The sequence below is a fragment of the Deinococcus planocerae genome, assembly GCF_002869765.1.
GTDB lineage: Bacteria > Deinococcota > Deinococci > Deinococcales > Deinococcaceae > Deinococcus > Deinococcus planocerae.
The window spans coordinates 1-19,697 of the sequence record NZ_PNOR01000005.1; the positions used below are offsets into that span (position 1 = coordinate 1).

Sequence of the window (19,697 nt, forward strand, 5' to 3'; positions counted from 1 at the left end):
GTGGGCCTTCGCGGCGGCGAGGCCGGGCACCGCGTCCGCGCCGGGCTGGCGGTCCCAGGCGCGGGCCGCCTCCAGCAGCAGGGCGCGGGCAGCTTGCAACTCGGTGGCGACGCGCCCCACGTTCTCCTGCACCCGCGGCAGGGTGGCGATGGGGGCGCCGAGGGCGGTGGGCACCCGTTCGCGGGCGTACTCCACCAGGGCGTGCAGCGCCGCGAAGCCCACCCCCAGGTAGGTCGCCGCGATGGCCGTCCAGAACCACGCGCTGGAGGCCGGGTGCGCCGGGCCGGGCGGGGCGAGATGCTCACCGGGCACGCGCACCCCGTCGAACACGACGTCGTGGCTCCCGGTGCCCCGCAGCGCGAGCGAGCCCGCCCACGTCTCCAGGGTCCGCACGCCCGGCGCGTCCATCGGCACGAGCAGCCGGGCGACCGTCCCCTCCGGCGTGGCCGCACTCACGACCGCGAGGCCCAGCGCCCGGGCCCCCGTCGCCCAGGTCTTGCGGCCCGTGAGGAGCCAGCCGCCCGCGCCGTCCGGGGTGACGGCGGTGCGGGGCAGCCCACCCCGCGAGGGGCTGCCGAGTTCGGGCTCGCTCGCCAGGGCGTTCACGAGCTGGCCCTCCAGGCTCGCCCGCGCGAGGGCCGCGAGCATGGGCCCCGGCAGCGTGCCCCCCTGAAAGGCCGCGCCCACCACGTGCGTGTGCATCGCCAGCACGAGCGCGAGCGCCGCGTCCGCCTCGCCGAGCCGCGTCTGCGCCGCCGCGTACTCCTCCAGGCTCGCCCCCAGCCCCCCGCGCTCCCGGGGCAAGGACAGCCGGGTGTACCCGCTTCCCCGCAGGGCCGAGGCCGCCCGCGGGGTCACGTCCTGCGCCGTCTCGCATTCGGGGGCGTGCTCGCGGATGGCCCGCACCGCCCGGTCGGTCACGTCTTGCAGGGTGGGGGAGAGGGTCCCGGTCACCCGCGCAGGGTAACGCCCCACTCCCCTCCCCGCCTATGGGGCCGGGGACAGTCCGGCCCCGGGGACCCCACCACATTTCGTCTCAGACAGAATATAATGCCGTCACTATGTCCAAAGACTCGCGTGACTCCGCCCGCAGCGTCATCCAGGCCCGCTTTCAGGACGCCGTGGACCGCGATGTCAGCGGTCTGGCGACCCGGTACTGCCAGGAGCACGACCTCCAGACGCCCGAGGGTCTGCCCGCCGAGTACCTGTGCCTCGGCAGCCACGCGGCGGTGACGCGGCTGATCTGGCAGGACTTCGCCCCGAACTGGGAGGAGGTGGTCTACGTCTACGACGGCACGCGCGGCGAGCAGACCCGCTACCTCAACGCCAAACTGCACCTCACCGTCACGCTGGCCGCCGCCGGGGACGAACCCACACCCGAGGTGCAGGCCGCCCTGGGGCGCGCCGAACACGCCCTGTACGCCCTGTGGCTCGCCTGGGCGGGCTACCAGGCCACCACGACGGACGCCCTCGCCTCCGCGGTCACCGAGTTCGAGGACGCGCTGTAGGTCCTGCCGGGCGAGGGTCACCTCCCCGCCAGCCCGCCCCGCACGTACCGCGTGTAGATCGTCAGCATGACCGCCTCCAACGCCGCCGCGCCGAGGGCCCCGAGCGCCACCCCGGCCAGCGCCCCGCCTCCCCGCGCGGCGGCGTCCGGCAGGGCCTGGAAGACCCACAGCCCCGCGATCAGGGGCCAGAAGCACATGGCGATGGTCGAGACGACCCCGAGGGCGAGCGCGACCGCCGCGCCCACGACGTAGAGCGGACACCCCGGGACCTCCAGCAGCGTCCAGTCGGGCGGGGGGTCGGCCTCCGTGGGCCCCGCGGGCAGGACGACCGGCCACGCCCCGCCCCTGAGCGCCGTGCCGAAGCGGCGCAGGAACCACGCCCCCCACAGCAGCGGCCAGAGGAGCACGAACAGCGCCCGGGTGACGCCGAGCACCAGCCGGAAGAAGTTGCGCTGCCCGGCGGACAGCGAGGCCAGGTCGCGTTCCAGGGGTGAGGGGCCTCGCGCCGGGGTCGGGGACGGGTGCGCGCTCATTGTGCCCTCCGCTTCGGCCCCGCCTCCGCGCGCCCCCTCGTCTGCGGGGCACGTCCGGCGGGGTCGGCTCAGTCTCCCACCCGTGACGTCCCCGGACCACGGGTCGCGGCACCTTCGCGTACCTCTCCGGTAACGCCGTCCCATTCCTCTCCCGGAGTAGGCTTGGGCGGCGTCCCCACCCCCAGCCCCACTCCCCGAGGAGGTTCGCCCCATGACCCACCCCACCCTGCCCGAGTCTTTCCGTGCCCTGCGCGCCGTGAAGGACGACGCGGGCTTCCGCGCCGAGTTCCGGCAGCTCACCCCCGCCGACCTCCCCGCCGGGGATACGGTCGTGCGGGTCAGCCACTCCAGTCTCAACTACAAAGACGGCCTCGCCGTGTCGGGCAAGCCCGGCGTGTTGCGCTCGTACCCGATGACCCCCGGCATCGACCTCGCCGGAACCGTGGTGAGCGACGAGACGGGCGCCTACCGGCCCGGCGACGCGGTGGTCCTGACGGGCTGGGGCATCGGCGAGCGGCAGGACGGCGGGTATGCCGAGTACGCGCGGGTGAGGTCCGCGTGGCTCGTTCCCCTCCCCGACGGCACCACCCCCGAGTGGGCCATGAGCGTCGGCACGGCGGGCTTCACGGCGATGCTGGCGGTTATGGCGCTCGAAGAGCACGGGGTCAGCCCGGGAAGTGGGGAAGTTCTGGTGACGGGCGCGGCGGGCGGCGTCGGCAGCACGGCGGTCGCCCTCCTCGCGGCGGCGGGCCACACGGTCACCGCGAGCACCGGGCGGCGGGAGGAGGAAGAGTACCTGCGCTCCCTCGGCGCCTCCAACATCATCGGGCGCGAGGAGTTACCCGCGCTGGGGCGCCCCCTCGAAAAGGAACGCTGGGCGGGCGTGGTGGACAGCGTGGGGGGGGACACGCTGGCGGGCGCAATTGCCAGCACCCGTCAGCACGGTTCGGTCGCCGCCTGCGGGTTGGCGGGCGGAAGTTCGCTGCCCACCACCGTCTTCCCTTTCATCCTGCGCGGGGTGAACCTCCTCGGCATCGACTCGGTGAACTGCCCGCAGGAGCGCAGGCAGGCCGCCTGGACCCGCCTCGCCCGCGACCTGCCCGCCGGGAAGCTCGCCGACGTGACCCAGGTGCGGCCCCTCAAGGACGTGCCCGCCCTCGCGGGGGAGATTCTGGCGGGCCGGGTGCGGGGGCGCACCGTCGTGGACGTGAGCGGCTGAGCCCCCGCGCATCCCCTGCCCCGCCCTCACTTTCGATTACGCCGCCAGCGTAACCGCGCTATCCTGCTCCCGATGACCGCCGCCCCCTCACCCTCCACCGACCAGCGCGCCCTCGCCGTCCTGAAAAGCGTCTGGGGCTACGACGCCTTCCGGGGCGTGCAGGCCGACATCGTGCGGACGGTGACGGAGGGGGGCAACGCGCTCGTCCTGATGCCGACGGGCGGCGGCAAGAGCCTGTGTTACCAGGTGCCCTCGCTGCTTCGCCCCGGTGTGGGCATCGTCGTTTCTCCCCTGATCGCGCTGATGAAGGACCAGGTGGACGCCCTGCGGCAGGTCGGCGTGCGGGCCGCCTTCCTCAACTCCACCCTTCCAGCGGAGGGAGTGAGGGAGGTGGAGGCGGCGCTGGTTGCCGGGGACCTCGACCTGCTGTATGTCGCGCCCGAGCGGCTCTTGCTGGACCGCACCCTCGACCTGCTGGCCCGCTCGCCCGTGGCGCTGTTCGCCATCGACGAGGCGCACTGCGTCTCCCAGTGGGGGCACGACTTCCGGCCCGAGTACGGGCAACTGGGCGTGCTGCCGCAGAGGTTTCCCCACCTCCCGCGCGTGGCCCTCACCGCCACCGCCGACGAGCGCACGCGGGCGGACATCCTGCGCGTGCTCGGGCTGGAGGGTGCTCCCCAGTTCGTCTCCTCCTTCGACCGCCCCAACATCGGGTACCGGGTGGCGAACAAGGAGGGGCCCAAGACCCAGCTTCTCGACTTCATCCGCGCCGAGCACGAGGGCGACGCGGGCATCGTGTACTGCCTCTCGCGCAAGTCGGTGGAGGAGACCGCGAAGTGGCTCCAGGCGCAGGGGGTGGACGCCCTGCCGTACCACGCGGGGCTCTCGCCACGGGAACGGAACCACGCGCAAGACCGCTTCCTGAACGAGGAGGGGCTCGTCGTCGTCGCCACCGTCGCCTTCGGCATGGGCATCGACAAGCCCAACGTGCGCTTCGTGGCCCACCTCGACCTCCCCAAGAGCATGGAGGGCTACTACCAGGAGACGGGCCGTGCCGGACGCGACGGCCTGCCGAGCACCGCCTGGATGGTGTACGGCCTGACCGACGTGGTGAACGTCAAGCGGATGCTGGACCAGAGCCTCGCGCCGCCGGAGGTCAAGCGGGTGGAGGCCGCCAAGCTCGACGCCCTGCTGACCTACTGCGAGGCCGCGACCTGCCGCCGCCAGATTCTGCTGTCGTACTTCGGGGAGACGCTGGAGACTCCGTGCGGCAACTGCGACGTGTGCCTGAGCCCCCCCCGTGTGCGCGACGCCACCCGCGAGGCGCAGATGGCCCTCTCGGCGGCGGTGCGGACCGGGAACCGTTTCGGCTCGGCCCACCTGACGGACGTGCTCTTGGGCCGCGACACCGAGAAGGTCCGGGCGATGGGTCACCACCAGCTCCCCACCTTCGGCGTGGGGCGCGAACACGACGAGAAGACGTGGCGCGGCATCCTGCGCCAGCTCGTCAGCCTCGGCTACCTCACGGCGGGCGAGCACCACGGCCTGAGCACCACGCCCAAGGCCCGCGCCCTGCTCAAGGGTGAGGCGACCCTCCAGCTCCGCGAGGAGACCCTGACGCCCAAGCCCGAGCGCCGCGACCGCGCCGCGAGGCAGGGCCGCGCCCCGGTGGACGCCCAGGACCGCCCCCTCTTCGAGGCCCTGCGCGAGTGGCGGCTCACGAAGGCGCGCGAGCAGGGCGTGCCCCCCTACGTGATCTTCACCGACGCGACGTTGAAGACCGTGGCCGAACTCCGCCCCGGCAGCCTGCACACCCTCGGCAGCGTGGGCGGGGTCGGTGCCCGCAAGCTGGAAGCCTACGGGGCGCAGGTGCTGGAGGTGGTGCGGGGGCAGGTGGGGAGCCGTCAGCCCTCAGCGGTCAGCCGTCAGCCGACCGGCGCCGAGCGGGGAACGGTGGACAATTCGGCGGTGCTGGGCATCCTGCGCGGGAGCGCTCAGGTCAGCCCCTCGCCCCGGACGGCCAGGCCCGAGCGGGAAGTCCGGCCCAGCGCGCTCTTCTCCCCGCCCGCGACGAACGGGCCGCGCCCAGCCACCCGCTCCCAGCCCGAACCTCGCCCCGCTCCCCTCCTGGCCCCGTCCCCACAACCCACCGCTCACGACCCACAACCCAACCCCGAGGTCGCCGAGACCCTGCGCGAGCTGCGGCGCGAACTCACCCGCGAGACGGGCCACAGCGCCTTCGTGATCTTCCCGAACGCGACCCTGGAGGCCCTCGCCACCCGGCAGCCCCGCACCCTGGCCGACTTGCGCGGCGTGCCCGGCCTGGGCGAGAAGCGCATCGAGGCCTACGGCGAACGCATCGTGGACGCGGTGCTCACGGCGCTCGACGGGTAGCGGGCCGGGTTCGGACGGAGGAGGCGCTTGACGGCGGCGAGAGTTGTAAGTACCCTATTTACAGGTTGGTGACGAGATGACGACGGCGGGCTCCCCCACGGGCAAACTCAGCACGCGCACGGCGATGGCGGTCCACATCCTCACCCTGGTGGGGGTCAGTCCCGGCGCGGCGCATTCGAGCGAGTGGCTGGCGGGCAGCCTGGGCGTTCACCCGGTCGTGGTGCGGCAGGTCACGTCCCGCCTGCGGGGTGCCGGGCTGGTGGAGACGCGCCGGGGCAAGGCGGGGTTGCGGCTGACCCGTCCCATCCAGGCGATCACCCTGCTCGACGTGTACCGCGCCGTCGAGGACGAGGACGCCCTCCTCGGCCTGCACGCCCGCCCCAACCCGTCCTGCCCGGTCGGCTCGGGCATCCAGGCCGCGTTGGAAGGTGTGTTCGAGGATGCCCAGGCCGCCTTCGAGCGGTCCCTCGCCGCCCGCACGGTCGCGGACGTGACGGCCCGGGTGCTCTCCCGCGCGGGGTGAGCGTCGTTCCCTCGTGCCCAACCTGTAAGTTTTTCGCCTACACGTCCCTTTCTGGAGGTCCACCTATGAAGATCCTGCTGATCGGCGGCACCGGCATGGTCGGTTCCCGCATCCTGGCCGAGGCGCGGTCGCGCGGCCACCACGTCACCGCCGCCTCCCGCCACGGGGAGACGCGCCTGGACGCGAACGAGACCGGGGCCCTGCGCACCGCCCTCGCGGGTCAGGACGCGCTCGTCGTCGCCCTCGGCCCCAGCCGCACCGACCCGGACGCCCCGAAGCTCGTGGACACCTACCGGCGCATCCTCGACGCGGTGCGGGGCACGGGCGTCCGCGTCCTCTTCGTCGGCGGGGCGGGCAGCCTCTCCGCCGCGCCCGGCGTCCGGCTGGTGGACACGCCCGGCTTCCCCGACGCCTACAGGGCCGAGGCGCTGCAAGCCGCCGAGGCGCTCGACCTCCTGCGCGGGGTGGACGACGTGAACTGGACGTACTTCAGCCCCGCCATCATCATCGCGCCCGGGGAGCGGACGGGGCGGTATCGCCTGGGCCTCGAAGAACCCGTCGTAGGCGACGCGGGCGAGAGCCACATCAGCGCCGAGGACTACGCCGTCGCCCTGCTCGACGAACTCGAAACGCCCCGGCACGAGCGGCAGCGGTTCACCGCCGGGTCCTGATCCCCCTCAGTCCGACGACACCTCGGGTTGCGGTGTGCCATCTCCCACCTTCCGAACTCCGGTTCTAGGCAGCGTCAGGCTGAGCACCAGCCCGGCGGCCACCAGGCCCAGCGCGAGGAGGTACGCGCGCCCCAGCCCCTCCGCGAGCGCCACGCCCCCGGCCTCGATGGCGGCGGGCCCGATGAGGAGGGCCATCACCGCCACGCCGAGCGCGCCGCCCATCTGCCGGGCGAAGAGCACCCCGCTCGTCACGGCGCCGAGTTCGCCCCGGGTGGCGCGGTCCTGCGCGGAGAGGAGCAGGCTGAGCATCGCAAAGCCCATGCCTACCCCGACCACGAAGCCCAGCGCCGACGTGACCCACAGCGGCGAGTGGACGGCGAACGTCAGCGCCGCGAACATGGCCGTGAGCACGGCGAAGCCCAGTTGCGAGAGCAGGGCGAGGGGCACCCTGGTCAGCAGCCGCGCGCTGAGCATGGCGCTCAGGGTCCATCCGACCAGCATGGGGGTGAGGATCGCGCCCGCCCCGGTCGCCCCGCCTCCGCCCACCCCCTGCGCGTACAGCGGCAGGTAGGCGATGACCCCGAAGTACGCCCCGCCCCCGAGCGCGTTCCCCGCGAAGGCCACCCGCGGCACCCGCTCCCGCAGCGACCGCATGGGGAGGAGAGGATCGGGGTGGCGCCGCTCCAGCCCCACGGCGGCGATCAGGATCAGCAGGCCCAGCCCGACCATCGCCCACAACCGCCCCTCCAGGCCCCAAACGGTCAGCCCGCTCCCCAGGGTGAACAGCGCCGCCCCCGCCCAGTCGAGCTGGGCAAGACGGGCGGGGCGCGGGTTCCCCGTCTCGCGCAGGTGCCGCCACGCGATCAGGAGGGCCGCGACCCCGAAGGGCAGCGAGGCGTAGAAGGTCCAGCGCCACGAGAGCGCGTCCGTCAGCCAGCCGCCGAGGAGAGGCCCGACGAGCCCGGAAACGCCCCACACGCCGCTGATAAAGGCCTGCACCCGTCCGCGCTCGGCGAGCGAGTACGTCTCCCCGATGATCGTCAAGGTGAGGGGCAACACCGCCCCCGCCCCCAGGCCCTGGAGTGCGCGCGCCGCCACCAGCCACTCCATGCTCTGCGCGAGGCCGCACAGGGCGCTTCCCAGCAAGAACAGCACCACGCCGGTCAGGTACAGCCGCCGCCTGCCCACCACGTCCGACGCGCGGCCCCACAGCGGGCTGCTCACCGTGCTCGTCAGGAGGTACACCGCGAACGGCAGGGCGTACATCCGCTGCCCGCCGAGGTCGGCGATCACGCTCGGCATCGCCGCCGCCACCACGCTCGCCTCCAGCGCGGCGAGGAAGACGCCGAGGACGAGACCGGTCGTGGCGAGCTGCCGCGCCCGCCGCCCGGCGGGGGAAAGCGTGGGGGGAGTGGGGGCAGTCATAGCAGGCAGGCTAACGCGCCCTCCCGCGGCCCTCGTGTCGGCGGTCTTAAGCTGCCGGTCGGGAAGGGCGCGCCGTTCGCCTGGCACGGACGGGGCGGCCCGTGGAAGGGCTCCCCTTTCGCCCGCGGGCCCCGTGCTAGCCTTTTTCCTCATGAGCCGCGTCGCCCTCAAGTCCGCCCGCGAGATCGAAGCCATGCGCCGCGCGGGGGCGCTCGTGGCCGAGACCTTCCGCATCCTCGATCCCTTCGTCAAGCCCGGCGTCACCCTCGCAGAACTCGACCGCCTCGCGGAAGAGCACATCCGCCGGGCCGGGGCCGTCCCCGCCTACCTGGGCTACGGCCCGCGCACCAACCCCTTCCCCGCCACGATCTGCGCCTCCGTCAACGAGGTGATCTGCCACGGCATCCCCGGGGACCGCGCCCTCCGGGAAGGCGACATCATAGGCGTGGACATCGGCGTGTTGCTGGACGGTGTTTACGGCGACGCCTGCTACACGTACACGGTGGGCCAGGTCTCGCCCGAGGTGCAGGGCCTGGTGGACACCACCCGCCAGTGCCTCTCGGCGGCGCTGGAGGTCGTGAGGCCCGGCAACCGCACGGGCGACATCGGCCACGCCATCCAGTCCCTGGCCGAGTCGCGCGGGTACGGCGTGGTCAAGGAGTACACCGGGCACGGCATCGGCAAGCGGCTGCACGAGGAACCCACCATCTACCACTGGGGCGCGAGGTACACCGGCCTCAAGCTCCAGCCCGGCATGGTCTTCACCGTCGAGCCCATGATCAACCTCGGCACGCCCGACACCCGCCTGCTGCCCGACGGCTGGACGGTGATCACCGCCGATAAGTTGCCCAGCGCCCAGTTCGAGCACACGGTCGTGGTGACGCAGAAAGGGCACGAGATTCTGACCCTGTGAGGTCGGCTGTTTGACGGATGTCGCCGGGACGCTTGAACGGGAGCTTGCCCCGGTGGAGGAGTGCGGACGTTACCTGAACGTCACCGACGTGGAGGCGACCTGTTGGGAGGGTCCGCCCCCGCCCGGTCAGGTGAACGAGATCATCGAGGTCGGCCTGTGCATCGTGGACATGGAGACCCGTCAGCGGGTGGGGCGTCACTGCCTCCTTGTCCGGCCCGAACGTTCGGAGGTCAGCACGTTCTACACGCACCTTACCGGGTGGACGCCGGAGGATGTGCGGGCCGGGCTCTCCAGCGGGAGCACCGGGCGGATTCGCGTCCCTGGGCGAGTCGGGGTGACTACGACCGCAGGCAGTTCGAGCGCCAGTGCGGCATTTCGGGCGTGCCATACCCCTTCGGCACTCGTCACACCAACGCGAAGGCCGAGTTCTCCCGCACGAACGGCCTTTCTAGAAAGCTCGGGATGGCCGAGGCGCTGCAATACGCGGGCCTCCCGCTCGAAGGTCGCCACCACCGGGGGGAAGACGACGCCTGGAACATCGGGGCGCTGGTCCTGAGCCTACTGGAGCGGGGCGTCTGGCCGGGGTGAGGCGTGGATGGTCATCATTTCCACCTCGGCGTGGGGCGCGAAGAAGCCTTCCCCGTCGAGCCTCGACAAGCCTCCACCCCTCGTGCCCTTTCCGTCCCTTGCCCCCGTATGTTCGTCCAGGAAGCACGCCCCAACCGGCGTCGTTCCTCGGGGGCAAACGCACGGCGCCCTGGTCGCCAGCAGGGCGGGGGCGCACAGCCTTCCAGCTCAGTCCGGCTCATTCACGGGCCGCGCGGCGTCCAGCCAACCCCAGTCACGCAGGTAGGTGCGGAACTCGGCCAGCAGCTCGGCGGCGAACTCGCGCTCGGATTCGGGGAGGGTGCGCCGCCACGCCTCGCCCGCGGGGCGGGTGTAGGCGAGAAGGGGAGCGGGCTCGCCCAGGGAGGCGCCCAGCGACTCCAGCAGGGCCTCGTAACGGGCCCGGCGCCACGGGGTCTGCCGGGTCACCTCGTTCAGGAAGTCGGCGGCGGCGTGCTCCAGCAGCACCGGACGACCGATGATCCAGGGAGCCTTGGGTGCGGGAAGGGCCGTCACGCCCGCCTCCAGCCGGGGAAGCCCTCGATGGCGACGAGGGTGGGACGCGGGATGTTCGTGCCCGGCCTGGCGGCAAAGGTGCTCGTGAGCTTGTCCAGGCCCTCGCTGTCCTCGCCGGGGTGCTGCACCGACAGGAACAGGGTCCGCCCGTCGGGCGACCACACCGGGCCGGTCAACTCCGCGTCCCTCGGGCCGATGGCGAAGCGGTAGGCCTGGCCCGCGTTCCGCCCCTCGGTCGGGAAGAAGAACATCGCGTTGTGGCCGTGGAAAGCCTTGATGGGATTGGTGCCCAGATCGCTGTTGTCGGTCACCATCCAGAGGTTGCCGTAGGGGTCGAAGACGAGGTTGTCCGGGCTGGCGAAGCCGCTCTGGGGCCCGCCCACCGCGAAGACCTCCCACAGGAACTTCCGGGCCGCCGGGTCGCCTTCGTCCTCGCGGAACCTCACGATCTGCCCGAAATAGTTGCCGTGTTTGGTGTTGTTCGTCAGCGCGACGTACACCTCGCCCGTGCGGGGGTGAATCTCGATGTCCTCGGGGCGGTCCACCGGGGTGCCGCCCACCGCCAGCGCCGCCGCCCGGGCATCGGCGAGGACGTTGGCCTGGGTGGCGAAGAGCGTCTTGCCGTCCGGGCCCTTGGCCTCCCGGAGCTTTGCGTTCTTCTCCAGGTCGAGGAGAACCCAGGTGCCGTTGCCGAAGTTCGCCACGTACAGGTCGCCGTCCGTGAGCAGGTCGAGGTTGGCCCGCCGGTTCGCGGGGTCGTACCTCCCCCGGCTGACGAACTTGTACACGCACGAGTCCTGCATGTCGTCGCCCATGTAGCCCACCACGCGCCCGTCCTTCGCCAGGGTGACGGCCACGTTCTCGTGGCGGAAACGGCCCATCGCCGTGCGTTTTCTGGGCCGCCACGCGGGGTCGAAGGGGTCGATCTCGGTCACCCAGCCCTGGTGCGTCGCCTCGTAACCGCTGCCCGCCCAGGCCTTCGCGTAACCGTCCACGTTCTCCTCGCAGGTCAGGAGGGTGCCCCACGGGGTCTGCCCGCCCGAGCAATTGCCCACCGTTCCCCGGACGACCGTCGCGCCCCCCACGGCGGCGCTGCCCCGCGCCGGGCCGGTCAGCTCGATCTCGGTAAAGGCGTCCAGGCGGCGGTTCCTGGGGTCGGCGACGATCTTCCACCGCCCGCCCTCGCGGCGCACCCGCACCACGCTCACCCCGACCGAGCGCATCTCGGCCTCGATTTGCGCGGGCGTGCGGTCTTCCGTGTTACCTCCCACGAACAGCGGATTCACGTACTCGTGGTTGATGGTGAGCAGGGCGTCGGTGGAACTCACGCCGCCTTCCAACATGTCGATGGGGAAAAAGCCCACGAAATCGTGGTTGAAGCCGATCTCGCGCCCACCCTCGGTGAAGACCTCGCCCCAGGGGGCCAGCACCTGCCAGCGGTAGCCGGCGGGCAGGGTCAGGGTGTCGGCGTTTCCCGGCTCGATGGCGCGGAAGGTCGGTACCGTGCGGGGGTCGAGCTCCTGGGCGCCCGCCGACACCGGGGCGCCGTTGTTCGCCGTGGCCCCCGCCTCGCCGAGGGTCAGGGGCAGGGTGACCGCCGCCGCGGTGGCCGCCGTGCCCAGCGCGCCGCGCCGGGTAAGCCGGGTGTCCAGCAGGCGGTGCCAGGCGCTGAGCGGAGCTTTGCCGTCCGTGCTCGTCATACCCCCCATTCTGCGCGCGGCACGTCAGCGGCGCCTCAGCGGGAGGTCAGCCGGGCGTCAGGAAGGCCTGGGAAATGCGCGGGTCCCGGTCAGCCTCCCGTGACCTCGTGCCCCGCCGCCCGCAGCGCCGCCACCGCGTTCGCCAGCCGCCCCGCCTTGACGAGCACGTAGTCGGTGTCGAAGGTGGACAGCGCGAAGATGCCCACGCCCGCGTCCCGCAGGGGGTTCAGCACCGCCGCCAGGACCCCCGTGAGGTGGAAGGGAAAGGGCCCGTGAAGCCGCAGGGCCGCCCAGCCGCCCTCCACCCGCAGCTCGCCGGGCACAGGAGCAGGCACGTTCGCCGCCGCCGTGACGATGCTGAGCTCGCCCGGCGCCCCCACCACCGCCCAGAGCTCCCCTTGCGTGGCCCAGGCGGGCGGGGCAGACCCCGGCGGCCCCTGGGCCACCACGTACTCGCCGTTCAGAGCCGAGAGCCTGAGCCGCGCCGCGTCGGTCATGGACCCATCCTGCACCCTTGCGGCGGAGGATGCCCCCGACGGGGGAGGGCACCGTAACTGACGGGCCGGGAATTGATGGCCCCCTAAAATGAGAGTACATTTAGAACCATTAATACTTCGACCCTGGAGGCAACCCAACCCGTGGAAACCCTGCGCGTGTCCGGCAAGTCCCGGCCCAATGCGGTCGCCGGGGCGGTGGCGGCCCTGCTGCGCTCGCAGGGCCGGGTGGAGCTTCAGGCCATCGGGCCCGCCGCCGTGAATCAGGCGGTCAAGGCGCTCGCCATCGCGCGGGGCTACCTCGTCGGCGACGGGCTCGACCTCACCGCGCAGCCCGCCTTCGTCAAGCTCGACATGGCCGAGGAAGAACGCACCGCCGTCACCTTCAGTGTGGTGGCCCTCCGTCTCCAGAACGGCGCGGGCTGAGCCTTTCCGTACGCCTTCCTCAATCACCTTGACGCGAGCCTCATAAAACTTGAGTGATGGACGCTAAGATGTGAGGCAGGAGGAAGACCAGTCATGATCTTCGGGCCGTACACCATCTTGATCATCGTCGTTTTCGTCGCCTCGTTGCTGATCCAGGGGTACCTCAGCCGCACCTACGGACAGTGGGGGCGCGTGCGCAATACCCACAACCTGACGGGTGCCCAGGCCGCCCGCATGATGCTCGACGAGAACGGGCTCTCGCACGTCCCCGTGAACGTGGTGCCCGGCAACCTGTCGGACCACTACGACCCCATCCGCAAGACGGTGAACCTCTCGGAGGCCAACTACCACGTGCCCAGCGTCTCGGCCCTGGCGGTCGCCGCCCACGAGGTCGGGCACGCCATCCAGGACAAGGTGCGGATGCCCGCTCTGGTGCTGCGCGGCAGGCTCGCCGTGCCGCTGAGCCTGGGGATGAACCTCGCGCCGCTGCTGCTCCTCGCGGGCGTGTTCTTGCAGCTCACGGGACTGCTGTGGCTCGGCGTGATCCTCTTCGCGGGGGCGCTGCTCTTCCACCTCGTCACCCTGCCCGTCGAGTTCGACGCCAGCCGCCGGGCGCTCGCCTACCTCAACGGGCGCGGCATCGTCGCCGGGCGCGAGAGCCAGGGTGCGCGGGCCGTGCTCACCGCTGCCGCCCTGACCTACGTCGCGGGCTTCGCGATGGCGCTCGCGCAGCTTCTGAACGTGCTCGGCATCGCGCGCAGCCAGAGTGACTGAGAGCTTCCCGTAGAACAGACAGAACAGACGCCCCGGCCATATGCCGGGGCGTCTGCTTGACGGCAGACGGCTGAGCACGCCTACACGCTGAAGCCGAACATCCGCATCTGGCGCTTGCCGTCCTCGGTCATCTTGTCCGGGCCCCAGGGCGGCGTCCAGACGAATTCGACGTTGACCTCGCTCACCCCGTCGAGGCGACCGACGGCCATCTCGGCGTCCGCGCGGATCAGGTCTTGCACCGGGCAGCCCACGCTGGTGAGGGTCATGGTGATGTCCACGACGCCCCCCTCGCCGACGTCCACCCCGTAGATCAGCCCGAGGTCCACGACGTTGACGGGAATCTCGGGGTCCTTGACGACCTTGAGGGCCTCGAGAATCTGCGCCTCGCTCGGCAGGCCCTCCGGCGTCGCGCCCTGCGCGGTCACGTTGGCGTCGGTGGTGTTCGTATCGTCCATCAGCCCTTCCCCCCTTCGGTGGGCAGCCCGCTTTCCGCCCAGGCCAGCGTGCCGCCCGCGAGGTTCACGACGTCGGTGTACCCGCGGTCGAGCAGGTATTGCCCTGCGCGGGCGCTGCGGGCCCCGCTGCGGCAGATCATCACCAGCGGGCGGCCTTGCGGCAACTCCCCGTAGCGGGCCTCGAACTCGCTCAGCGCGAGGAGCTGCGCCCCCTCGGCGTGCACCTCCTCGAACTCGTGCCCCTCGCGCACGTCCACGAGCAGGGCCCCCTCCCGCACCATCTTCTGCCCCTCTTCGGGCGTAACTTCCCTCATGGGGCCCAGGATAGCCCAGGGGCCGATCCCCAATGGTGCGGGGAAGGGAAGGCTACACTCCTCCCATGCCCCTTCCCGGCGGCGTGACCGTCATCGACCTGCGGCCCGAGGACCTGCGGCGGCGTGAGCCCCTGGAGCGCCTGACCCCCCTCCCGGTGCGCGCTGTCTCGCTGGACGCCATCGAGGAGGGCACCCACGGGCTCGGGCCCGACCTCGGCCCCCTCGTCGTGGTCTGCGAGCGGGGCGCGCGTTCGGGGCTGGCCGCGCGCTACCTTCAGGCGGACGGGCTGGAGGCGGTGGCCTATCCCGGCGGCGTTCCGGCCCTGGCGCGCGAGGGTGAAGGAAAGGCCCTGGCGACCGAGACGGACCCCCCTCTACCCTGAGCCGTGGACGTTTCTCCCGAACAGTTCGAGCGGATGGCGAAGGCCACCCTCGTCGCCTACGCCACCCGCCTCGGGCCCAGCCTCGACCTCACGATGGAGCCGGAGCCCGGGGCGGTCCGCTTCCTCCTGCGGCGGCAGACCACCCCGTCCTCGGAAACCTTCGGGGCCGCCGCCGTCGTCGCCAAGCCCGCCGTCGACGCCGACGGGGTGGAGCCCTTCCAGCGCGTTCTCGACCACCTGCTCGACCTCAACGAGAAAGACACGCTGCCCCCGGTGGAAGGCGGCGAGTTGCCCACCGTCTGCGAGTACCGGGAGGGGGCGGGCTTCCGGGCACTGGGCTGAGGGCGGGGCGGGCGACGTGGACGGTAACTCTCCGGTAATGGCCGGGGCTACGCTCGCCCTATGCCCCCCGACGAAGGAACGGCCCACCCCACCCTGCTCGTGACCACCGATACCAGCCCGCTCGGCGATCACGCCCTCGCCCACGCGCAGGCGCTCGCCGCCGGGCTGGGGGCCGAGCTGTGCGCCCTGCTCGTGCTGCCCGATCCCCTCCCCGCCGTGGCGGACGGAATCGCCTATCTGCCGCCCATGAGCGAGGGGGACCTGCTCGCGGAGCGGCGGGGGGCCGAAGAAAAGCTCGCCGCCCGCGTGCCCGGCGCCCGGGTGCGGGTGGAGCGGGCCACCGGACGCCCCATCCCGGGCGTGATCCTGGGGGTGGCGCGCGACGAGGACGCCCGCCTGATCGTGATGAGCACCCACGGGCGCAGCGGCCTGAGCCGCGCCCTGCTCGGCAGCGTGGCGGAGGGGGTGGCCCACCACTCGCCCGTCCCGGTGCTGCTCGTGCGGGCGCACCACCCGGTCACCCCCTGGTCGGCCTCCCGGCAGGCGGAGCAGGTGGGCTGAGGCTCCCCGCCCCCGTTCCCTGCCTCACGCTCGCTCCCGTGACGGTCGGCTAAACTGGCGCGTTATGCCCGATGTTGCCCAGCGCCGTGCGCGTGTGAAACCCGAAGTGATGAGTCCCGTGGGAGGCTGGCCGCAACTGCGCGCCGCCGTGGAAGCGGGGGCCGATGCCGTCTTCTTCGGGGTCGAGACCTTTCACGCGCGGGCCAAGGTGGGCTTCACGAACGAGGAGCTGCCCGACCTCATGCGGGCGCTGCACGAGCGCGGCGTGCTGGGCTTCGTCACCTTCAACGTGCTCGTCTTCGACCGCGAGCTGCGCGAGGCCGAATCGCAGCTCATCCACCTCGCCGAGAGCGGCGTGGACGCGATCATCGTGCAGGACCTCGGGGTCGCGCGGCTGGCGCACCAGATTTGCCCCGACCTCCCCATCCACGGCTCCACGCAGATGAGCGTCACCTCCGCCGAGGGCGCCGAACTCGCCCGCCGCTTCGGGGCGAGCCGGGTCGTGCTGGGGCGCGAACTCTCCCTGCGCGACATCGGGCGCATCGCGTCTCAGACCGACCTCGAACTCGAAACCTTCGTCCACGGCGCCCTGTGCGTCAGTTACTCCGGGCAGTGCTTCTCCTCGGAGGCGTGGGGGGGCCGCTCCGCGAACCGCGGCCAGTGTGCCCAGGCGTGCCGCCTCCCCTACGAGATGCTGGTGGACGGCGTTTACCGCGATCTCGGCGACGCGCGCTACCTGCTCTCGCCCGGCGACCTCTACGCCCTTCACCAGGTGCCCGACCTCATCCAGGCGGGCGTGAACTGCCTGAAGATCGAGGGCCGCTACAAGGACGCCGACTTCGTGGCCCTGACGACCGCCGCCTACCGCCGGGCCGTGGACGAGGCGTGGGCGGGGTTGCCCCTGAGCGTGACCGCACAGGAGGAGCGCGACCTGGAGCAGGTCTACTCGCGCGGCCTGGGTCCCCACTTCCTGAGCGGGACGAACCACCAGACGGTCGTGCGGGGCCGGGCCCCCAGGCACCGGGGCGTGCGGGTGGGCACCGTGCGGGGCGTGACCGAGCGCGGCGTCCTCGTCGAGCTGACGGAGGAAGTGCGCCCCGGCGACGGCCTCGTCTTCGACCCCGCGAACTGGCGCACGCCCGAGGGCCGCGAGGAGGGCGGCTTCCTGTACGGCCTGTGGCAGCGCGGGCGGCAGGTCGAGACGGTGCGGGCGGGGGAGACCGCCGAACTGCGCTTCGGGCGGGGCGCGGTGGACCCGGCGCGGGTGCGGCCCGGCGACCCGGTGTGGCGCACGCACGACCCCGCCCTCTCCAACCGCGTCAAACCTTTCCTCGAAGCGCAGGACCCGGTGTACACCCGCCCCGTCACCGCCCACTTCCGGGGTCACGTCGGGGAGGGGCCCGCCCTCACCCTCACCGACGAGCAGGGACGCAGCGTCACGGCGACTCTCGACGCCCCCCTCCAGCCCGCCCGCAACCGCGCGCTGGACGAGGCGACCCTCGCCGAGCAACTCGGCAGGCTGGGCGGCACGGGCTACCACCTCGCGGGCCTGAGCGCCGACCTCGCCGGGGCCGGGTTCCTCCCCGTGTCGGGACTCAACGCGCTGCGGCGGGAGGCGGTGGAGGGGCTCACCGCCCTGCGCGGTCAGGCCCCCGAACGCAAGATTCAGACACGGTTGGACGAGACGCTGCGGGAGGCCCTCGCCTCACAGCCCACGGCCCACGCCCCCCAACCCCGCCTCCACGTCCTCGTCCGCACCCCCGAGCAACTGGGCGCCGCCCTGGAAGAACGCCCCGACTCCATCACCCTCGACTACCTGGAGCTGTACGGCCTGGGGCCCAGTGTCGAGCGGGTGCGGGCGGCGGGCCTTCCCGTGCGGGTCGCCAGCCCGCGCATCCTCAAGCCGACCGAGCAAAACCTCCAGCGGTTCCTGCTCTCGCTGAACGCGGAATTGCTCGTCCGGTCGGGCGGGCTGCTGGAGGGTTTGCAGGGCACGCCCGACCTGCCCGCGCTGACGGGCGACTTCAGCCTCAACGCGGCGAACGTCCTGACCACCCGCGCGCTGCTCGACCTGAGGCTAAACCGCGTCACGCCCACGCACGACCTCAACGCCGCGCAGATCACCGACCTCGCCCGGCTGGTCGGGCCCGAGCGGCTGGAAGTCATCGCCTACCAGCACCTGCCCGTCTTCCACACCGAGCACTGCGTCTTCTGCCGCTTCCTGTCACAGGGCACCGACCACACCAACTGCGGCCACCCCTGCGAGTCGCACCGGGTCGCCCTGCGGGATGAGCGTGGCCTTACGCACCCCGTCATGGCCGACGTGGGCTGCCGCAACACCGTCTTCGAGGGCCGTCCCCAGGTGGCGGGCGCCCACCTGACGGACTGGCTGGCGGCGGGATTGCGCGACTTCCGCCTCGAATTCGTCCACGAGACGCCGGGGCAGGTGCGCGAGGTGATCCGCCTGCACCGCGCCTTCCTCGCGGGCGAGCTTGGCGCGACCGCGCTGGAAGCCCGGCTGCGCGTCCTCTCCGACCAGGGAACGACCGAGGGGAGCCTCTTCGTGCCGGAGGGGTTCGACCGCCTGCCCGCCCTGCCCGTCGTGTAGGAAAAGGGGGAGGGGGGACGGCGGAGTTAGGCCACGCTTCATGAAGCCCTGCTTGCCAAGATGTTCACTTCCGTCAGGAAAGCGGGCCCCGTACGATGACCCATGCGCGCGGCGGAACCCGTGAAAACCGAACGGCACGACGTGGGGGCGGGGCAACACCACACCAACACGGGGGTGCGCCCGGTGCACACCTACCGCGAGCACGCCCACGGCCTGTTCGTCGCGCGGGACTTCGTGGCCCACCCGCGCATCCGCGCGTGGCAGGCCCACCTCCTGCCGGAGACCGGCGTGCAGGTCTGCCGCTACGACTTCCACGGCCCCCGCGAACACGACCACTACATCGACGTCGCCACCATCACGCGGGAAGGCGACCTCTGGACCGTCCGCGACCATTACCTCGACATCGTGGTCCACGACGGCATGGCCGCCGAGATCGTGGACACCGACGAACTCGTCGCCGCGCACGAGGCGGGGTTCATCGGCGCCGCCGAGCTGTGCCGCGCGGTCGCCACCGCCCACCGGGTCGTCTCCGGCCTCGTGCGCGCCCGCTACAGCGTGCCGGAGTGGCTCGCCGGGCAGGGCGTCCACGTCGAGTGGCTGAGCACGCCCGAGACGGTGACGGTCTGAGGGGACGCGCCCAGGCCCGACTCGAAGCCGCCCTGCCCGCCGCGCTTTCGCGGGTCACCGCTGCCCCCGGCGTCTACGCGGTGCTGTGGTGCGGCTCGGCGGCGCGGGGAGAGGCGGACGAGCACAGCGACCTCGACTTCCACGCGCTCGTGACCGGGGATCACCGCTGGCGGAGCAGCTTCGTGGTGGACGGGGTGCCCGCCGAGGTCTTCCACAACCCGCCCCGAACAGTTCAGGTGAGGTTCGCGCAGGGAGAAGCGGCCACCGTCGCCATGTTCGCCGGGGGGCGCGTGCTCGTCCCGCATCCTGACCTCGACGCCCTCGTCGCCGAGGCCCGCGCCCTGTACGCGGCGGGTCCGGCCCCCCGTCCTCCCACTCCTGCCGAACGGCACCTGCTCCTTGACGAGGTGATCGAGGCGCGCGCTGCCGTGAACGAGCCCATGCACCCTTACCTCGTGGCGAGCGCCGCCGGGAGGCTGGTGCGGGCCCTCTACGCGGCGCGGGGTTGGTGGGAGGTGGGGCCCCGCCGCTGGCTCTCCGATCTGGCGGCCCGAGAGGCCGAGGCCGCCCAACCCCTTCACGCCGCGCTCAACGCTCTCCAGCCGGATGAACGGCAGGCGGCCCTGGAGGCGCTGGCCCTCTGCGTTCTGGGCAGCCTGGAGTATGGGGAGAGCGCCACCGAGCCCCAGGCCCTGCCCTGATCCC

The 19,697-nt window shown here is 72.3% G+C and carries 23 protein-coding genes; 15 read left to right on the forward strand and 8 right to left on the reverse strand.

Annotated features, from left to right (window positions below):
• A partial coding sequence (locus A7B18_RS03720; RefSeq protein ID WP_102125321.1) for an acyl-CoA dehydrogenase family protein occupies positions 1–954 on the reverse strand: 954 nt, incomplete at its 3' end.
• Between the two features lie 107 nt (positions 955–1,061).
• On the opposite strand from A7B18_RS03720, the gene A7B18_RS03725 reads away from it, so the two are divergent.
• Positions 1,062–1,508 (forward strand): hypothetical protein, encoded by a 447-nt coding sequence (locus A7B18_RS03725; RefSeq protein WP_102125322.1) that lies wholly within the window; start codon positions 1,062–1,064, stop codon positions 1,506–1,508.
• 17 nt (positions 1,509–1,525) lie between these two features.
• Here the strand turns inward: A7B18_RS03725 and A7B18_RS03730 are convergent, their stop codons facing one another.
• Positions 1,526–2,041, reverse strand: a complete 516-nt coding sequence (locus A7B18_RS03730) for a hypothetical protein (RefSeq protein ID WP_102125323.1) — start codon at positions 2,039–2,041, stop codon at positions 1,526–1,528.
• Positions 2,042–2,252: 211 nt separating this feature from the next.
• Here A7B18_RS03730 and A7B18_RS03735 point away from each other — a divergent pair, with 211 nt between their 5' ends.
• The 4 genes from A7B18_RS03735 to A7B18_RS03750 all read left to right on the forward strand — a co-directional run bounded on the left by A7B18_RS03735 (position 2,253) and on the right by A7B18_RS03750 (position 6,848).
• Positions 2,253–3,260 (forward strand): MDR family oxidoreductase, encoded by a 1,008-nt coding sequence (locus A7B18_RS03735; RefSeq protein WP_102125324.1) that lies wholly within the window; start codon positions 2,253–2,255, stop codon positions 3,258–3,260.
• Positions 3,261–3,332: 72 nt separating this feature from the next.
• On the forward strand, positions 3,333–5,654 hold the full coding sequence (recQ, locus tag A7B18_RS03740) for a DNA helicase RecQ (protein ID WP_102125325.1): 2,322 nt from the start codon (positions 3,333–3,335) through the stop codon (positions 5,652–5,654).
• Between the two features lie 76 nt (positions 5,655–5,730).
• Complete coding sequence (locus tag A7B18_RS03745; RefSeq protein ID WP_102125326.1) at positions 5,731–6,177, forward strand: Rrf2 family transcriptional regulator; 447 nt, start codon at positions 5,731–5,733, stop codon at positions 6,175–6,177.
• A 65-nt stretch (positions 6,178–6,242) separates the two neighbouring features.
• Positions 6,243–6,848: an NAD(P)-dependent oxidoreductase gene (locus A7B18_RS03750; RefSeq protein ID WP_102125327.1), complete on the forward strand. Its 606-nt coding sequence runs from the start codon at positions 6,243–6,245 to the stop codon at positions 6,846–6,848.
• 6 nt (positions 6,849–6,854) lie between these two features.
• Here the strand turns inward: A7B18_RS03750 and A7B18_RS03755 are convergent, their stop codons facing one another.
• A complete protein-coding gene (locus tag A7B18_RS03755) occupies positions 6,855–8,273 on the reverse strand; it encodes an MDR family MFS transporter (RefSeq protein WP_102125328.1) in 1,419 nt (472 codons plus the stop codon).
• 151 nt (positions 8,274–8,424) lie between these two features.
• On the opposite strand from A7B18_RS03755, the gene map reads away from it, so the two are divergent.
• Together map and A7B18_RS22410 are read left to right on the forward strand one after the other, a co-directional pair.
• Positions 8,425–9,186: a type I methionyl aminopeptidase gene (gene map, locus A7B18_RS03760; RefSeq protein ID WP_180970004.1), complete on the forward strand. Its 762-nt coding sequence runs from the start codon at positions 8,425–8,427 to the stop codon at positions 9,184–9,186.
• 381 nt (positions 9,187–9,567) lie between these two features.
• Positions 9,568–9,774 (forward strand): 3'-5' exonuclease family protein, encoded by a 207-nt coding sequence (locus A7B18_RS22410; protein WP_245872727.1) that lies wholly within the window; start codon positions 9,568–9,570, stop codon positions 9,772–9,774.
• Between the two features lie 207 nt (positions 9,775–9,981).
• Here the strand turns inward: A7B18_RS22410 and A7B18_RS03770 are convergent, their stop codons facing one another.
• From A7B18_RS03770 to A7B18_RS03780, 3 genes are all read right to left on the reverse strand, one after another.
• Positions 9,982–10,308, reverse strand: a complete 327-nt coding sequence (locus A7B18_RS03770; protein WP_245872728.1) for a hypothetical protein — start codon at positions 10,306–10,308, stop codon at positions 9,982–9,984.
• Positions 10,305–12,008 (reverse strand): PhoX family protein, encoded by a 1,704-nt coding sequence (locus A7B18_RS03775; protein ID WP_102125330.1) that lies wholly within the window; start codon positions 12,006–12,008, stop codon positions 10,305–10,307. Before A7B18_RS03775 ends, A7B18_RS03770 begins: the two co-directional genes overlap by 4 nt.
• An 89-nt stretch (positions 12,009–12,097) precedes the next feature.
• Positions 12,098–12,505 (reverse strand): ACT domain-containing protein, encoded by a 408-nt coding sequence (locus A7B18_RS03780; RefSeq protein ID WP_102125331.1) that lies wholly within the window; start codon positions 12,503–12,505, stop codon positions 12,098–12,100.
• A 141-nt stretch (positions 12,506–12,646) separates the two neighbouring features.
• Between A7B18_RS03780 and A7B18_RS03785 the strand changes: the two genes are divergently transcribed.
• Positions 12,647–12,928: a stage V sporulation protein S gene (locus tag A7B18_RS03785; protein WP_180970005.1), complete on the forward strand. Its 282-nt coding sequence runs from the start codon at positions 12,647–12,649 to the stop codon at positions 12,926–12,928.
• A gap of 93 nt (positions 12,929–13,021) precedes the next feature.
• Positions 13,022–13,702 carry a zinc metallopeptidase gene (locus A7B18_RS03790; RefSeq protein ID WP_102125333.1) on the forward strand — a complete coding sequence of 227 codons (681 nt, stop codon included), beginning with the start codon at positions 13,022–13,024 and terminating at the stop codon, positions 13,700–13,702.
• Between the two features lie 80 nt (positions 13,703–13,782).
• Here the strand turns inward: A7B18_RS03790 and A7B18_RS03795 are convergent, their stop codons facing one another.
• Together A7B18_RS03795 and A7B18_RS03800 are read right to left on the reverse strand one after the other, a co-directional pair.
• On the reverse strand, positions 13,783–14,157 hold the full coding sequence (locus A7B18_RS03795) for a metal-sulfur cluster assembly factor (protein ID WP_180970006.1): 375 nt from the start codon (positions 14,155–14,157) through the stop codon (positions 13,783–13,785).
• Positions 14,157–14,471 carry a rhodanese-like domain-containing protein gene (locus tag A7B18_RS03800; protein WP_146009451.1) on the reverse strand — a complete coding sequence of 105 codons (315 nt, stop codon included), beginning with the start codon at positions 14,469–14,471 and terminating at the stop codon, positions 14,157–14,159. The genes A7B18_RS03795 and A7B18_RS03800 overlap by 1 nt, the downstream gene beginning before the upstream one ends.
• A gap of 65 nt (positions 14,472–14,536) precedes the next feature.
• On the opposite strand from A7B18_RS03800, the gene A7B18_RS03805 reads away from it, so the two are divergent.
• The 6 genes from A7B18_RS03805 to A7B18_RS03830 all read left to right on the forward strand — a co-directional run bounded on the left by A7B18_RS03805 (position 14,537) and on the right by A7B18_RS03830 (position 19,693).
• Positions 14,537–14,854: a rhodanese-like domain-containing protein gene (locus A7B18_RS03805; RefSeq protein WP_102125480.1), complete on the forward strand. Its 318-nt coding sequence runs from the start codon at positions 14,537–14,539 to the stop codon at positions 14,852–14,854.
• Between the two features lie 3 nt (positions 14,855–14,857).
• Positions 14,858–15,196 carry a hypothetical protein gene (locus tag A7B18_RS03810; RefSeq protein WP_102125336.1) on the forward strand — a complete coding sequence of 113 codons (339 nt, stop codon included), beginning with the start codon at positions 14,858–14,860 and terminating at the stop codon, positions 15,194–15,196.
• Positions 15,197–15,256: 60 nt separating this feature from the next.
• The gene (locus tag A7B18_RS03815; protein ID WP_102125337.1) at positions 15,257–15,757 is read left to right on the forward strand and encodes a universal stress protein; all 501 of its coding nucleotides are present in this window, start codon (positions 15,257–15,259) and stop codon (positions 15,755–15,757) included.
• A 64-nt stretch (positions 15,758–15,821) separates the two neighbouring features.
• The gene (locus A7B18_RS03820) at positions 15,822–18,365 is read left to right on the forward strand and encodes a U32 family peptidase (protein WP_425430315.1); all 2,544 of its coding nucleotides are present in this window, start codon (positions 15,822–15,824) and stop codon (positions 18,363–18,365) included.
• A 102-nt stretch (positions 18,366–18,467) separates the two neighbouring features.
• On the forward strand, positions 18,468–18,992 hold the full coding sequence (locus tag A7B18_RS03825; protein ID WP_102125339.1) for a DUF402 domain-containing protein: 525 nt from the start codon (positions 18,468–18,470) through the stop codon (positions 18,990–18,992).
• Complete coding sequence (locus A7B18_RS03830; protein ID WP_102125340.1) at positions 18,959–19,693, forward strand: hypothetical protein; 735 nt, start codon at positions 18,959–18,961, stop codon at positions 19,691–19,693. The genes A7B18_RS03825 and A7B18_RS03830 overlap by 34 nt, the downstream gene beginning before the upstream one ends.
• Positions 19,694–19,697 lie beyond the last annotated feature (4 nt).

Coding starts and splice junctions, on each gene's coding strand:
- map (WP_180970004.1), top strand. CDS start 8,425: ATGAGCCGCGTCGCCCTCAAGTCCGCCCGCGAGATCGAAGCCATGCGC.
- A7B18_RS03730 (WP_102125323.1), bottom strand. CDS start 2,041: ATGAGCGCGCACCCGTCCCCGACCCCGGCGCGAGGCCCCTCACCCCTG.
- A7B18_RS03800 (WP_146009451.1), bottom strand. CDS start 14,471: ATGAGGGAAGTTACGCCCGAAGAGGGGCAGAAGATGGTGCGGGAGGGG.
- A7B18_RS03755 (WP_102125328.1), bottom strand. CDS start 8,273: ATGACTGCCCCCACTCCCCCCACGCTTTCCCCCGCCGGGCGGCGGGCG.
- A7B18_RS03820 (WP_425430315.1), top strand. CDS start 15,822: ATGCCCGATGTTGCCCAGCGCCGTGCGCGTGTGAAACCCGAAGTGATG.
- A7B18_RS03825 (WP_102125339.1), top strand. CDS start 18,468: ATGCGCGCGGCGGAACCCGTGAAAACCGAACGGCACGACGTGGGGGCG.
- A7B18_RS03725 (WP_102125322.1), top strand. CDS start 1,062: ATGTCCAAAGACTCGCGTGACTCCGCCCGCAGCGTCATCCAGGCCCGC.
- A7B18_RS03795 (WP_180970006.1), bottom strand. CDS start 14,157: ATGGACGATACGAACACCACCGACGCCAACGTGACCGCGCAGGGCGCG.
- recQ (WP_102125325.1), top strand. CDS start 3,333: ATGACCGCCGCCCCCTCACCCTCCACCGACCAGCGCGCCCTCGCCGTC.
- A7B18_RS03790 (WP_102125333.1), top strand. CDS start 13,022: ATGATCTTCGGGCCGTACACCATCTTGATCATCGTCGTTTTCGTCGCC.
- A7B18_RS03775 (WP_102125330.1), bottom strand. CDS start 12,008: ATGACGAGCACGGACGGCAAAGCTCCGCTCAGCGCCTGGCACCGCCTG.
- A7B18_RS03805 (WP_102125480.1), top strand. CDS start 14,537: ATGCCCCTTCCCGGCGGCGTGACCGTCATCGACCTGCGGCCCGAGGAC.
- A7B18_RS03745 (WP_102125326.1), top strand. CDS start 5,731: ATGACGACGGCGGGCTCCCCCACGGGCAAACTCAGCACGCGCACGGCG.
- A7B18_RS03735 (WP_102125324.1), top strand. CDS start 2,253: ATGACCCACCCCACCCTGCCCGAGTCTTTCCGTGCCCTGCGCGCCGTG.
- A7B18_RS03815 (WP_102125337.1), top strand. CDS start 15,257: ATGCCCCCCGACGAAGGAACGGCCCACCCCACCCTGCTCGTGACCACC.
- A7B18_RS03780 (WP_102125331.1), bottom strand. CDS start 12,505: ATGACCGACGCGGCGCGGCTCAGGCTCTCGGCTCTGAACGGCGAGTAC.
- A7B18_RS03750 (WP_102125327.1), top strand. CDS start 6,243: ATGAAGATCCTGCTGATCGGCGGCACCGGCATGGTCGGTTCCCGCATC.